Consider the following 14,320-nt stretch of genomic DNA (forward strand, 5'->3'; position numbering starts at 1 on the left):
ATACATAGTAACAACAAAATTATAAAGACAAATGGAGGAGTGAAATGCGTAAGGATTTAATGGTATCAGCTGATAACCTTGCAGAACGATGTGACCCGAATTTATTTGGTTTTGAAACGACAGATGAAGTGAAGCACGATAACCGTGGTATTATCGGACAGCATCGTGCGGTAAAAGCAATGGATTTTGGATTAAATGTTCAAAACGACAGGCATCATTTGTTTTTAACCGGACCAAGCGGCACCGGGAAAACGACATATGCTAAGCGCAAAACAAAGGAAATAGCAAAAAAACAAAGCACACCGCAAGATTGGGTGTATACATATAATTTTCAACAGCCCGATCGTCCAAAGGCAATGCCTTTACCGCCAGGATTAGGTGTTCAGTTTGCGCAAGACATGGAAGAGTTGATGCAAGACATAGAGGATGAAATTGAAAGAGTACTTAATGGGAAGCCTTTTGAACGGCGCAAAATGGAAATGGCACAACAGCATGAAGACGAAATGAAAGCAAAATGGGAAGCTTTAGAACAAAAAGCGAAAGAACAGGAGTTTACTATTGAACGTACCCAGCAAGGCGTAGTGGCTATTCCGCTTAATGAAGATGGAGAAGCCCATAGTGATGAGTCTTTTGATCAGCTTCCTGAAGACAGGCGCGAAGAAGTTATGAAAAAGAGCAAAGAATTAACACAAAATGTTAATGAAGTGCTGCGTTTGCAACAAACAGCAAAAAGAAAGCTGCGCAAAAGGTTAAGAAAAGCAGAAGAACAACTGGTGCATCAATCCATACACGGTTTTATTTCAGGGATGAAAGACGACTATCAAGAATTTTCTTGTATACAGGAATTTTTAAATGAGTTAGAGCACGATGTGATTAAACATTGGAAGCAGCTGCTTCCGAAAAAAGAAAGCGACGAAGATCAGTCGAAAACATTTGCTGGCACGATAGATATGAAGCAGCGCTATAAAGTGAATGCTTTTGTTGACCACAGCAGTACAAAGGGAGCCCCCGTTATCTATGAGATACATCCATCGTATGCAAATTTATTTGGCAAAGTTGACTATAAAAGCACGTTTGGATCATTTGTGACAGATAATTACATGATGACAGCAGGAAGTTTGCATACAACAAACGGCGGCTACTTAATTTTGAATGCAGCAGATGTCCTGGCCCATCCCTATTCTTGGAAAGCACTGAAACAAGTGTTGAAGACAGGCGAACTGCGCATGGAGAACTCGTATGAGGATAACGAAGTTTTTACGAAAAGCGTGGTCAAACCAGAAGCTATTCCGCTTCGTTTAAAAGTGATTATGATTGGTACGCCATCTCTATATCAGCTCTTATATCGAACAGATGAAGATTTTCGGAAGCTGTTTAAAGTAAAAGTTGATTTTGACACAGACATGGAGCGGAATAAAGAGCACAAGCTTGATTATGCAGCATTTGTCGCCTCCTTTTGCAACAAAGAATGTTTGCGCCATTTAACAAAAGAAGCCTTAGCTAAAGTGATTGATTACAGTACGAGGCTGGCAAATAACCGGAAGAAGTTGTCTACCCGCTTCGATGAAATAACAGAGATTTTAATAGAAGCTAATTATTGGGCAGAAAAAGAAGAAGAAGCGTATATTCATGATCATCACGTAAGTGAAGCGTTAAGAGAGCGGTTTTTTCGTTCAAATCGCAGTGAACAGCGTCTGTATGAAGCTATTGATGATGGAACTATTATGATTTCTACGAGCGGACAAGCGGTTGGACAGTTAAATGCACTGGTCGTTTCCCGAACAGGTGAATATGCGTTTGGCCATCCAACCCGAGTGACTGCACGAACGTATGTAGGACGGAAAGGCATTGTCAATATTGACCGTGAATCGTTGTTAACAGGTTCGATACATACGAAAGGGCTTCACATTTTATCTGGATATTTACAAGCAGAATTTGCTCAAAATTACCCGCTTCCGCTGGCTGCCAGTATTACATTTGAACAATCGTACAATATGGTAGATGGCGACAGTGCATCGAGCACAGAACTTTATGCGTTATTGTCTTCGCTGGGAAAAATACCGCTGCGCCAGGATATAGCGGTAACTGGTTCTGTTAATCAGTTTGGTGAAATACAATCTATTGGCGGAGTAAATGAAAAAATTGAAGGGTTTTTTTATGTTTGCCGGAAAAAAGGATTAACCGGCACACAAGGTGTGATTATCCCAAAACAAAATGTCAAGCATTTGATGCTTAGAAATGAAGTGATTGAAGCAGTAGAGGCTGGTCTTTTCCACATTTGGGCCGTTTCAACGATTAAAGATGGGATAGAAATTTTAACCGGTCTTCCGGCAGGAACAAAAGATGAGCAAGGAAATTACTCGAAGGAAAGCGTATATGCAATCGTACAGGCGAGGATTTTAAATATGCTGTACACACTCTCTCAACAGAAAGGCTTTGACTATCAGGCAGTTGAAGAAGAGAAGGGAGTAATGCAAACAGATGGTGACTTTGCCCCGTGGTTCCATGGCAGAACGGAGGTATAACGAAATTAACGCGTGGGAAAAGGAACATTTTCATGAAAGGAACACGTATCAGCGGTTTGTGGATGACCAAATAGAAAAAGGTTTGGCACGCTTGCCCAAAAAACAGGCTGCATATATGCTGAGCATGACCGACCGGTTGTTTTTTTATACACAGTCATTCATTTTGCATTCCCAGTTCCATGAAGAAGCCAAAGAGAGATTAATCAAAGAAGCTCGGCTGTTTAATGAGAACATAAACGATATAAAAGAATTGAAAATGTTGTCATTTGACCAGCTTCATTTTATTCATCATCAGTTCATGGCAAGACAGCGCTTGCTGGCATTAGGACAGGGAGGATTGGCAGGAGCAGGCAGCTGGCTCTTCGCATTAAGCGACGTGCTCGCTCTGTTTCTGTTAAACCTTCGCACTGTCCAGCTCAGTGCACTTTGTTATGGTTATGATGTTCTGCATCCGGCGGAAATGATGCTTGCGCTGCGAGTATTTCACGGGGCATCCTTGCCAAAACATATGCAAAAGCAGGCATGGAACAATGCAGAAAAAGAAATAGGTGCTCTTTCCAATGAATACCCTTGGTTTTATGAAGGAGAAGAAAGAATTACGGATATTCATTGGTTCCATGAGCCAATTCGTCAGGCCGGGAAGTTGTTTCTCTTGAGGGTGCTGCGTAAAAAAATGCTGCAAGGTGTGCCGGTGTTGAGTATGGCCGCAGGCGCAGCTTGCAACTATTCAACGACGAAACAAACAGCCGCGTGGGCAGGTGCTTTCTACGAAAAACGTTTTTTACAGCAGTATTGACTATGTTTTTGATACATCGGGATGTGTTCGGTACCATATCCACAAATCATTAATGATGGAGGCCCGCTCAGCAATCTCTTCATTAAGACGGCAGCAGATGTCGAAGTTTTCCTCTGTATCGAGCTGAGCTTGTTTGTGTTCAATATTTCTTTCAATCGCGGCAATTCGTTCTGGGATCTGCCCGCGTATTGCTTCCCATTGTGCTAAAATGCGGGACTGTGTGCTTGTTTCGAGAAGTTCCCAGTCTCGTTTCAGCACAGGAAGCTTGATTCCAAGCCTTGGGTCATGCATAAATAGGCAGCACATAGTTGCACCTCCTTTTTAGGACATATCATCAAAGCAATCGACAGGTTTGTGTATAAACGCTGTATGCATATCTAAATTGTATCATAGGAGACAGAGCAATTCAGTATTTTCATGCTTTATGGATGCAAAAAGGGTTTTTGGTTGAATCATCGGAAAATACCGGTGTGAAAGGAATGAGTTCGTCACGTATCCATAAGGGTTAATAAATTTTTATGCTTTTTTATGAATAAGTATTGCAAAAAAGAAGCAGCGCTGTTACAGTTATTAATAACAAAGCACACATGGTTTCATAGAATAGAACGAGGCAAACGCCTCTCATATTTTTGCACGTAAATGTATAAAAATAATAACTTCAGTATGAATATTCAATGCATGAAGGTGGAGGGAAAGTATAAATGGCAAATAAAAAAGTAGTTTTAGCATACTCTGGCGGCCTTGATACATCGGTAGCGATTCAATGGTTAAGCGATAATGGTTATGACGTTGTAGCGGTAGGTCTTGATGTTGGAGAAGGAAAAGACCTTGAGTTTGTAAAAGAAAAAGCACTGCAAGTGGGTGCAATTCAATCTTATACTGTTGATGCCAAAAAAGAATTTGCAGAAGAGTTTGTTTTACCGGCTATGCAAGCACATACGCTATATGAACAAAAATATCCGCTCGTATCTGCTTTATCCAGACCACTTATTTCAAAGAAATTGGTTGAAATTGCAGAGCAAACAAACGCAGATGCGGTAGCGCACGGCTGTACAGGGAAAGGGAACGACCAAGTTCGTTTTGAAGTGTCTATTCAAGCACTAAACCCTAACCTTGAAGTGCTGGCTCCAGTAAGAGAGTGGGGCTGGTCAAGAGATGAAGAAATTGAATATGCAAGAAAACATGAAATTCCAATCCCAATTGATCTTGATAACCCGTATTCTGTTGACCAAAATCTATGGGGAAGAAGTAACGAATGCGGTATTCTTGAAGATCCTTGGGCAACACCTCCTGAAGGCGCGTATGAATTGACAAATCCAATTGAAAAAACACCGGATGAGCCAGATACAATTGAAATTGAATTCCAGAAAGGAAAGCCAGTTGCGCTAGATGGCAAAGCATATGAGCTTGATGATCTCATTCTTGAGTTAAACGCGCTTGCTGGAAAACACGGCATCGGAAGAATTGATCATGTTGAAAACAGAATGGTAGGCATTAAGTCAAGAGAAGTATATGAATGCCCAGGTGCCATGACGCTTATTAAAGCCCATAAAGAGTTAGAAGATCTTACGCTGCCAAAAGAGGTAGCACACTTTAAACCAGTTGTGGAAAAAAAGCTCTCTGAAGTGATTTACGAAGGTCTGTGGTTCTCCCAAATTAGAAACGCACTTGAAGCATTCCTTCAAGAAACGCAGGAAAATGTTACTGGTCTTGTGAGAGTGAAGCTGTTCAAAGGCAATGCCATTGTAGAAGGAAGAAAATCGGAGCTTTCCCTTTACAATGAAAAGCTTGCTACTTATACACCAGAAGATGAATTTAATCAAAATGCAGCGGTTGGCTTTATTGAGCTTTGGGGACTGCCAACAAAAGTGCACAGCATGGTGAAAAAGAAAGGTGTAAACGTATGACAAAGTTATGGGGCGGAAGGTTTACAAAAAGTGCGGAAGAGTGGGTGGATGCCTTTGGGGCATCCATCCCTTTTGATAAAGAGCTCGTAGAAGAAGACATCACGGGAAGTTTAGCGCACGTGAAAATGCTCGCTGCCTGCGACATTATTACAGATGAAGAAGCAGCTGCTATTACAGAAGGGCTGCAGAAACTATTAAACAAAGCAGAGAAGGACGAGCTTTCGTATTCTATTCAAAATGAAGATATTCACCTTAATATCGAAAAGTTTTTGACGGATGAAGTCGGTCCAGTTGGTGGAAAGCTTCATACAGGACGAAGCCGTAACGACCAGGTAGCTACTGATATGCATCTGTATTTGCGTAAACACACCAAGGACGTGATGGCCTTGGTTAAACAAATGCAAGAAGCGCTTGTTGAACAAGCAGACAAGCACGTCGAGACAATTATTCCGGGGTACACTCACTTGCAGCGGGCGCAGCCGGTGTCATTAGCCCATCATTTTATGGCTTATTTCTGGATGTTAGAGCGTGATTACACGAGACTAGAAGACAGTTTGAAGCGGCTGAACATATCCCCGCTTGGTGCAGGGGCACTTGCTGGTACCACGTTTCCAATTGACCGTCACTATACAGCAGAGTTGTTAGAATTTGATGGTATTTATGAGAACAGCCTTGACGCTGTTAGTGATCGTGATTTTATTGTTGAATTTATGAGCGCATCAGCGATGATTATGATGCATTTGTCCCGTCTGGCGGAAGAATTTATTTTATGGTCGAGCCAAGAGTTCGGGTTTATTGAGCTGGATGATACATTTGCCACAGGCAGCAGTATTATGCCGCAAAAGAAAAATCCGGATATGGCAGAATTGATTCGCGGCAAAACAGGGCGTGTGTATGGAAGCTTATTTTCCCTGTTAACTTTGTTAAAAGGCCTTCCGTTAGCCTATAACAAAGACATGCAAGAAGATAAAGAAGGAATGTTTGATACGGTGACGACGGTGAAGGGATCGGTAAAAATCTTTACAGGCATGATTGAGACGATGACAGTCAACACCGATGTAATGGAAAAAGAAACGCATTCTGACTTCTCGAATGCTACCGAGCTGGCCGATTATTTAGCTTCAAAAGGGATGCCGTTTCGACAGGCACACGAAGTAGTAGGCAAACTAGTGTTATTATGTATTCAAAAAGGCATATACCTGCTTGATCTGCCGATGGATGAATACAAACAGGCTAGTGAATTGTTTGAAGAAGACATCTATGATGTGCTGAAGCCGTCTACTGTTGTGAAAAGGCGTAACAGTGCAGGCGGGACTGGTTTTGAACAGGTGAAAAAAGCTATTGAGACAGGACGAGAAAAGCTCAAACAAAAATAACGAGGCTGGGATACAAGTATAAGAACCATATAATAATCCGAACGATTTATTAAAAATCAGTTCGGATTATTTGTGTATCACAGGAATGTCTATCGCTGCTCCGTCAACATACGTCGTCGCGGCAGGCGAACCTGAAGAGCCATCCAGAATGAGAGAATATGATGGAAGGCTTATAGGCCAAGAGGGGGCTGTCAAAGAGGCATTTTTATGATCTTTTAATACATCCCCGTGTGCCGGCTCCTCCAGGACTTGTCGCTCGTGAGCAAGACGCTTGTGTTTTTATTTATGAACGGACAATCATGACGTCACAGCGTGCTTGCCTGGCAACTGCTTCTGATACACTGCCGATAAGCATACGTTCTACAGCGTTTAATCCAGTCGCCCCTGTTATAATCAAATCAATGTTATATTGTTTTGCTATGTCTTTTGGAATTTTGACGCGTGGAGAGCCAAATTCAATGATGGTGGTGACATCTTCGACTCCTTTGTTATGCGCCTCCTGCTTATAGCGGTCTAACAATTCTTGTCCAGATGTTTCAGCGCGGGAGACAATGGTCCGGTCATATTGTTCAATCGTCGCAAACGTGCGCGTGTCAATGACATGGGCAATGACAAGAGCTGCATTGTTTTCCGCTGCAATCTCTGCCGATTTTTTGAAAGCGCGTTTTGCTTCTTCCGAGCCGTCTACCGCTACAAGAATGTTATTGTATCTTGCCATGAAAGAACCCCCTTTGTCTTTCATTTTGTTCTATAAAATCTAATATGCGCCTTATTGCTATCTTGTCTGTATTCGTATACTTCCCTGATTTTCTAAACAACAAACATTGAATTTTTTTACGCGGCTGCTGTTTCGTAGTAAGATAAAAGAAGAGTATCATCGCAGATATTTGGCACATTCGATGTCTAGCTTCAGCGTTCAGCCGCCTGGTATTTTTTTGCTTTTGGCAAGGCGGCATGGTGTTATATGAACGTTCAGAACTTGTATGGCTGAGACGAAGGTGCCTGTGCTTTTCTTATTTTGAAAGGAGGGGTTAGATGCGCCATGCTTTGGTAACCGCTGGAACAAAAGGGATTGGCAAGTCCGTAGCAGAACGTTTTTTACATAAGGGTTATTCTGTCACTGTCAGCTACCGCCGTGATGAAGAGGCAATGAAACAAATGAAAGCAGATTGGAAACACGCAGGAGACCGCCTTCAATTCGTTCAAGCCGATGTGACGAAAGCGGATGACTTAAAACAGCTAGTCGCAGCAGCATATCAAACATTTGGCCGCCTGGATGTTTTAGTCAACAATGCAGGACCTTACATTTTTGAAAGAAAAAAGCTGATGGATTATACAGAGAATGAATGGCACGAAATGGTACACGGCAACTTGTCTTCTATGTTCTATCTTTTTCAAGCGGCTGTTCCTATTATGAGAAAACAACAATACGGCCGAATCGTTACTTATGGATTTCAAGGGGCTCAAGAAGCACCTGCTTGGATTTATCGTTCCGCTTACGCTGCTGCGAAAACAGGTCTCGTTTCTTTAACGAAAACAGTATCCATTGAGGAAGCGGAAAACGGAATCACGGTGAACATGGTATGCCCGGGAGTCATTACCGATGAGTACAAGGAAGCAGCGATTGCTGATGCAAAGCAAGTTACAGATGTGAATACACCGGTAGGACGCCCTGCTGCTGGTGAAGATATTGCACGAACCATTGATTTTCTATGTGAAGATCATGCTGATATGATTACCGGCTCAGTAGTGGAAGTAACCGGCGGTGTGGATGTTCTTCATAAACGCAGATAGAATATGTATAAAGTCTGCTAATAATTGGCACCTTATGGATGAGGTGATAACGGTGAAATTAGCAGCGGCTTTATGTATGACAGCTATTCTCAGCTTATCCTGCCACAGCACCTTTGCGGCAGCACAAGGGTTAAGCGAAATTTTTCTATTTAAAGCGACCGCTGAAACAAAAGATGGTGCGGTATATCATTGGGAATATAACAGTCCAAATGATTTTGAATATCACGAGAAAGGAAAAGCATATCACGGTGACGAAGCAAAAGATAAAGTAGAATCCATTTATCATCACGCTCAAGTGACTAAACAAACAACGGATGAAGAACTGGCTGAAGTATTTAAGAACAACGGCTTTTCTGAGCTGCAACGTTTGGATGTGAGATGGCAGGATGAAAACGGTGATTTGTATACATGGTTATGGCAAGAAGCACAAACAAGTTAAACAGACATAAGCCGAGGAGTAACTTCCTGGGCTTTTTATACTTTAAGAAGGGGAGATGTTTAGCGCTTTTCATTCTTTGCTTTTCACACATGAAATGGTGCGGAAACGGGTATAAAAGCAGAAGAGGCAAGATGGAAGGAGTGCTGTCCTGATGAAAATTGGTGTGCCAAAAGAAGTGAAAAATAATGAAAACCGTGTAGCGCTCACACCAGGGGGCGTCGTTCAATTTGTACAACAGCAGCATAAAGTGTTCGTGGAGAAAGGAGCAGGATTAGGTTCAGGTTTTTCCGATCAAGAATATGAAAAAGCAGGTGCAGCTCTGGTGGATGGTCCTGAGGATGCATGGGAGCAAGAGATGGTGTTAAAAGTGAAAGAGCCCGTACCGGAAGAATACGGTTACTTTCGGGAAGGGCTGTTGTTGTTTACGTATTTGCACCTTGCACCGCTGCCGGAGCTGACACAAGAGCTGATGAATAAAAAAGTAACCGCGGTGGCATATGAAACGGTACAGCTAGACAATGGCTCCCTGCCTCTTTTAACACCGATGAGCGAAGTGGCTGGAAGAATGGCAACGCAAATGGGTGCTGCGTTTCTTGAAAAGACAAAAGGAGGAAAAGGCATTCTTTTAGCAGGCGTCCCCGGTGTCAGCCGCGGAAAAGTAACTATTATCGGAGGCGGGACAGCTGGAACGAACGCGGCTAAAATTGCTGTAGGATTAGGAGCAGATGTTACGATATTAGATGTTAATCCGATGCGCCTTCGTGAACTGGATGATATTTTTGGGACAGCTATTCAAACGAAAGTTTCTAACTCTGTCACGATCGGCGAAGCGGTACAAGAATCCGATGTAGTGGTTGGTGCTGTACTTATCCCTGGAGCGAAAGCGCCGAAATTAGTGACAGAAGATATGGTAAAGAGTATGGGAGCAGGGTCGGTTCTAGTGGATATTGCCATTGACCAAGGCGGAATATTTGAGACAACCGATAAAATAACGACCCATGATCATCCTGTTTATACCAAACATGACGTTACTCACTACGCAGTGGCGAATATGCCGGGAGCTGTTCCGCGCACGTCGACGCTCGCCCTGACCAACGTTACGGTACCGTACGCCCTGGCTTTAGCAAACAAAGGTGTTCAACAAGCTTGCCGTGATGATGCAGCTTTATTAAAGGGGATAAATACGCATGTTGGACATCTTGTTTATGAGGCAGTAGCAGATGCACAAAACCTGCCTTTTACGAACGTGAACGAAATATTAGCATAAACCAGCGCAGAAATAGAAAAATTCGACGTTTATTTTGTTGTACAGACAGGAAAAACAACACTAGAATAGAAATTGATACAGTGGTTTCGTCTAGACATTACCGTAGAAGATAAAGAGGAGGAAATAGCATGAAAGTAAGTTATCATGGACATTCTGTTGTACACATTGAAGCAAATGGGAAAAACATATTAATTGATCCATTTATTACGGGAAATGGTATGTGTGACCTAGAAGCTGATAAAGTAAAGGCAGATGTAATTTTGTTAACGCATGGCCACAATGACCACGTTGGCGATACGGTTGATATTGCCAAACGAAATAATGCGCTTGTTGTTGCCCCATTTGAGCTGGCGACATATTTAGGATGGCAAGGGCTTGAAACACACCCAATGCATATTGGGGGAGCATATACGTTTGACTTTGGCCGTGTGAAGCTGACCCAGGCTTTTCATGGATCTTCTTATACAGAAGAAGAAAACCAAAAAATTGTTTACACCGGCATGCCTGCAGGGATTATTTTTGAGGCAGAAGGAAAGACCATCTATCACATGGGAGATACAGGATTGTTTTCTGACATTCAATTGATTGGAGAGCGTCATGACATTGATTTATTGTTTGTCCCAATTGGTGATAACTTTACAATGGGGCCAGAAGACGCAAAACAAGCGGTCGAGTGGCTGAAACCAGGCTTTACCGTGCCAATCCACTACAATACGATGCCGCCTATTCAACAAGATGCTGGAGCTTTTGTAGAGTCGATTTCTCCACATAAAGGAAAAGCCTTGGAGGCAGGCGAATCTGTCGATTTATCCTAAACGTACAATAGTACAAGCATATGAACGAAAGGCTTGCACCTGTCACAAGGGTGTTATTTCTTTCCTGCATTAAAGCTGTTTCACTGTTGTTGTATAAAACGTGAAACAGCTTTTTTATGTGTTATATATAAACACAACGGGGGTGCCATTTTATTGGCAACGCTTACAATGTTGTATTGAAAGGAGTTTTGTCTAAATAGTCAGACATTTGTCCTTGCTATTATTTTAACAGATACGTATAATGGGAAATAATACAGAGTGAAAGTTGCAGTGATACAGTTATAAAAGAAACGGGGTGATACGATGGCAACCAAACATGAGCAAATTCTGCAATATATTACAGATCTCGGTGTCGGAGAAAAGATTTCTGTCAGGCGTATTGCAAAAGATTTGCAGGTTAGTGAAGGAACTGCTTATCGTGCCATTAAAGAAGCGGAAAACCAAGGATTGGTCAGCACCATCGAACGTGTAGGGACGATACGTATCGAGAAAAAGAAAAAAGATAACATTGAAAAACTTACGTATGCAGAAGTCGTTAATATTGTGGATGGACAAGTTCTTGGCGGAAGAGATGGTCTGCATAAAACACTGAATCGATTTGTGATTGGTGCAATGAAGCTAGAAGCGATGATGCGCTATGTAGAGCCAGGAAACTTGTTGATTGTCGGTAACCGTTACCAAGTCCATAAATTAGCGCTGGAATCGGGAGCAGCTGTGTTAATTACCGGGGGATTTGATACAAATGAAGATGTTATCGCATTAGCAGACGAGCTGGATTTGCCTGTCATTAGTACAAGTTATGATACGTTTACTGTGGCAACGATGATTAACCGAGCCATTTATGACCAGTTAATAAAAAAAGAAATTGTGCTCGTCAATGATATTTTAATTCCGCTGCAGGACACGTATTTCATGACGACAGAAAATACGGTCGAAAAATGGCACGAGATGAATCAGCGTACAGGCCACAGCCGCTACCCTGTCATTGATAGTGACATGAAAGTGCAAGGAATGGTGGCAGCAAAAGACGTATTGGGAGCTAATATGCAAACATCGATTGAAAAAGTGATGACAAAAAGTCCTATTACTGTGAGTGAGCGTACATCTGTAGCATCAGTTGCGCACGTAATGGTGTGGGAAGGAATTGAATTGCTTCCAGTGATTGATGACCAGCGCCATCTTTTAGGTGTCATCAGTCGACAAGATGTGTTGAAAGCATTACAAATGACACAGCGTCAGCCGCACGTGGGAGAAACGCTCGATGATTTAGTTACCGGCCGTTTTTCTGATGCCGGGCCGGGTTCTGAGTATCATTATCAGTGTGAAGTAACACCGCAAATGACTAATCACCTTGGCATGATTTCTTATGGGGTGCTGACCACACTGGTTACAGAAACGGGAAGCAGGCTGTTAAAGCAGTATAAAAAAGGAGATTTAGTCGTTGAAAATATTACGCTGTATTTTATTAAGCCTGTTCAAATTGAAAGCACAATTGACATGAAAGGAAAACTGCTTGAAGTAGGCCGTAAGCATGGGAAAGTTGATGTGGAACTGTATCATGAAGGTGAAATTGTTGGTAAGGCACTCTTAATGGCCCAGTTATTAGACCGGTAATACAAAAAAGACGACCTCATAAAAGGAGGTCGCTGCAACATTATGTGTTCAGGTGCTGTTCTTCTGCTTCTTCTGCCGCATACGGCAAATACAGTTTGTATGCACGATAACCTAAGAAAATATTAGCAAATCCTACTATTAAGAAAACAATACCGACGATGTTGTCTACAGTTCCACGGCTGGTATAAAGGAGATTGGCGCCAAAAGCTGCCAAAAACGCTCCGAGGCTCATATTTGCTTTTGTTTGAATCCATTTTTTTTCAATGGGAGCTTTTGTGCGAACGGATTTTATTTTATAAAACACATACAGTGCTAGTCCGATTACAAGGATAATAATAAATATTGGCATTGCGTATCCTCCTGAAAAATATGATGCTGTCCTTTCATTATTGTACGGGGAAATGCGTATAGAAGCAAATAAAATATAAGGCTGCTGCAAGCAGAAAGGAAGAGATGATGAAACAGCAAATTATCAAAGCAATCGAAGCGTACCAGGTCATCTATATATATCGTCATGAAAGGCCTGATCCGGATGCGATTGGTTCGCAAGCCGGACTTGCCGCATTAATTAAAGCAAATTATCCGGAAAAACAAGTTGTTTTGATGGGAGAAGATGATGAGTCCATGCATTTTCTTGCTCGAATGAACAAAGACACCGATGAAAAGCCGTCCGGTGATGCACTCGTTATTGTTTGCGATACTGCCAACACCGAACGCATTGATGGAGAGGGCTCAGAAGATGGCGGGAAACGCATAAAGATTGACCACCATCCAGAAGTCGAATCATACGGAGATATTTCCTGGGTACAAACTGAATCCAGTTCGACATGTGAAATGCTTGTTGGATTAGCCTTGGAGGGCGAAAGTGTTTTCAAGTGGCAGATTCCAGCGGACGCCGCCAGGCTGCTGTATGCAGGGATTGTAGGAGACACGGGGCGCTTTCAGTTTTCTAACACAACACCAGAAACACTTCGGTGCGCAGCGGAAATGCTTGAATACGATTTTGATGCTGCTGAATTAATTACGAGGTTTTATAAAAGCGAAGAAAAACTGGTTCGCTTTCGAGGAGAAGTATTAACAAACTTCACCTTAACCGGAAACGGCCTCGGATATATGTATATCACCAATGATATGCTTGAGCGTTACCGGTTGACTGTCAATGAATCTTCTGCAGTCATTAATTCATTTTCAGATACAGAAGGACTGAAAGCATGGGTGTTTTTTGTTGAGGATACAGAAAATCAGAACTACCGAGTCAGGCTGCGCTCCAAAGGACCTGTCATTAACGAAGTAGCCCAAAATCATAATGGAGGCGGCCATCCCATGGCTTCCGGGGCAAAAGCCAAAGATAAAAAAGAAACGGAAGATATATTAGAAGAGCTGGATATGCTGTGCAAAAGTTACAAAGAAACTCCGGACAAATAATATCGTCCGGAGTTGTAATACTGAGCGTATGCATGCTAGTCTCTTTTATTTGCTGGAATAAACCATGAGCCTAGATCGGTTTTATCTTCATAAACTGCAATTTGCTGCTTTTCGAGCTCTTTTCGAATCATGGCAGAAACTTCTTGTGACTCTGCAAAGGCAGAGTATCCCGCTTTAATCTTTTCCACTTTCTGAAGCGCCATTTCTTTCCGGTTCATTACCATTTCTTTGCCTGTTAAATCCATCACGAACACCTCCTCGAAGTAAATGGCAGTAGAAGAAGGGGGATTTGAGTACAAAAGGATACTTTTTATTATACAGAAATTTTCCTCATTTGTATTGTGTGGTTATGAAAAAATTCT

At 42.2% G+C, this 14,320-nt stretch carries 14 protein-coding genes; 10 read left to right on the plus strand and 4 right to left on the minus strand.

Annotated elements, in window-relative coordinates:
* The first annotated feature begins 44 nt into the window (after nt 1–44).
* Both BLT18_RS05190 and BLT18_RS05195 read left to right on the plus strand, forming a co-directional pair.
* Nucleotides 45–2,525, plus strand: coding sequence for a Lon protease family protein (locus tag BLT18_RS05190; RefSeq protein WP_091271869.1), 2,481 nt, complete (start codon nt 45–47; stop codon nt 2,523–2,525).
* On the plus strand, nt 2,482–3,321 hold the full coding sequence (locus tag BLT18_RS05195; RefSeq protein WP_091271871.1) for an EcsC family protein: 840 nt from the start codon (nt 2,482–2,484) through the stop codon (nt 3,319–3,321). The genes BLT18_RS05190 and BLT18_RS05195 overlap by 44 nt, the downstream gene beginning before the upstream one ends.
* Here the strand turns inward: BLT18_RS05195 and BLT18_RS05200 are convergent, their stop codons facing one another.
* Complete coding sequence (locus BLT18_RS05200) at nt 3,322–3,627, minus strand: hypothetical protein (RefSeq protein WP_091271873.1); 306 nt, start codon at nt 3,625–3,627, stop codon at nt 3,322–3,324.
* A gap of 395 nt (nt 3,628–4,022) precedes the next feature.
* Between BLT18_RS05200 and BLT18_RS05205 the strand changes: the two genes are divergently transcribed.
* On the plus strand, nt 4,023–5,228 hold the full coding sequence (locus BLT18_RS05205; protein ID WP_091271875.1) for an argininosuccinate synthase: 1,206 nt from the start codon (nt 4,023–4,025) through the stop codon (nt 5,226–5,228).
* A complete protein-coding gene (gene argH, locus BLT18_RS05210) occupies nt 5,225–6,604 on the plus strand; it encodes an argininosuccinate lyase (RefSeq protein WP_091271877.1) in 1,380 nt (459 codons plus the stop codon). The genes BLT18_RS05205 and argH overlap by 4 nt, the downstream gene beginning before the upstream one ends.
* 283 nt (nt 6,605–6,887) lie before the next feature.
* Here the strand turns inward: argH and BLT18_RS05215 are convergent, their stop codons facing one another.
* Nucleotides 6,888–7,322: a universal stress protein gene (locus tag BLT18_RS05215; RefSeq protein ID WP_091271879.1), complete on the minus strand. Its 435-nt coding sequence runs from the start codon at nt 7,320–7,322 to the stop codon at nt 6,888–6,890.
* 317 nt (nt 7,323–7,639) lie between these two features.
* On the opposite strand from BLT18_RS05215, the gene BLT18_RS05220 reads away from it, so the two are divergent.
* The 5 genes from BLT18_RS05220 to BLT18_RS05240 all read left to right on the plus strand — a co-directional run bounded on the left by BLT18_RS05220 (nt 7,640) and on the right by BLT18_RS05240 (nt 12,533).
* Nucleotides 7,640–8,398, plus strand: coding sequence for an SDR family oxidoreductase (locus tag BLT18_RS05220; RefSeq protein WP_091271881.1), 759 nt, complete (start codon nt 7,640–7,642; stop codon nt 8,396–8,398).
* Between the two features lie 52 nt (nt 8,399–8,450).
* Nucleotides 8,451–8,837, plus strand: coding sequence for a hypothetical protein (locus tag BLT18_RS05225; protein WP_091271883.1), 387 nt, complete (start codon nt 8,451–8,453; stop codon nt 8,835–8,837).
* Nucleotides 8,838–8,988: 151 nt separating this feature from the next.
* The gene (gene ald, locus BLT18_RS05230) at nt 8,989–10,104 is read left to right on the plus strand and encodes an alanine dehydrogenase (protein ID WP_091271884.1); all 1,116 of its coding nucleotides are present in this window, start codon (nt 8,989–8,991) and stop codon (nt 10,102–10,104) included.
* Nucleotides 10,105–10,232: 128 nt separating this feature from the next.
* Entirely contained in the window at nt 10,233–10,919 is a 687-nt protein-coding gene (locus BLT18_RS05235; RefSeq protein WP_091271886.1) for a metal-dependent hydrolase, read from the plus strand.
* 303 nt (nt 10,920–11,222) lie between these two features.
* Nucleotides 11,223–12,533 (plus strand): CBS domain-containing protein, encoded by a 1,311-nt coding sequence (locus BLT18_RS05240; protein WP_091271888.1) that lies wholly within the window; start codon nt 11,223–11,225, stop codon nt 12,531–12,533.
* A gap of 40 nt (nt 12,534–12,573) precedes the next feature.
* Here the strand turns inward: BLT18_RS05240 and BLT18_RS05245 are convergent, their stop codons facing one another.
* On the minus strand, nt 12,574–12,882 hold the full coding sequence (locus BLT18_RS05245; protein ID WP_091271890.1) for a YtpI family protein: 309 nt from the start codon (nt 12,880–12,882) through the stop codon (nt 12,574–12,576).
* Between the two features lie 104 nt (nt 12,883–12,986).
* On the opposite strand from BLT18_RS05245, the gene BLT18_RS05250 reads away from it, so the two are divergent.
* Nucleotides 12,987–13,958: a DHH family phosphoesterase gene (locus BLT18_RS05250; RefSeq protein ID WP_245705185.1), complete on the plus strand. Its 972-nt coding sequence runs from the start codon at nt 12,987–12,989 to the stop codon at nt 13,956–13,958.
* Between the two features lie 35 nt (nt 13,959–13,993).
* Here the strand turns inward: BLT18_RS05250 and BLT18_RS05255 are convergent, their stop codons facing one another.
* Nucleotides 13,994–14,203 (minus strand): hypothetical protein, encoded by a 210-nt coding sequence (locus tag BLT18_RS05255; RefSeq protein WP_091271894.1) that lies wholly within the window; start codon nt 14,201–14,203, stop codon nt 13,994–13,996.
* Between the last annotated feature and the right edge of the window lie 117 nt (nt 14,204–14,320).

This window comes from Alteribacillus persepolensis, assembly GCF_900099605.1.
Taxonomy (GTDB): Bacteria; Bacillota; Bacilli; order Bacillales; family Marinococcaceae; genus Alteribacillus; species Alteribacillus persepolensis.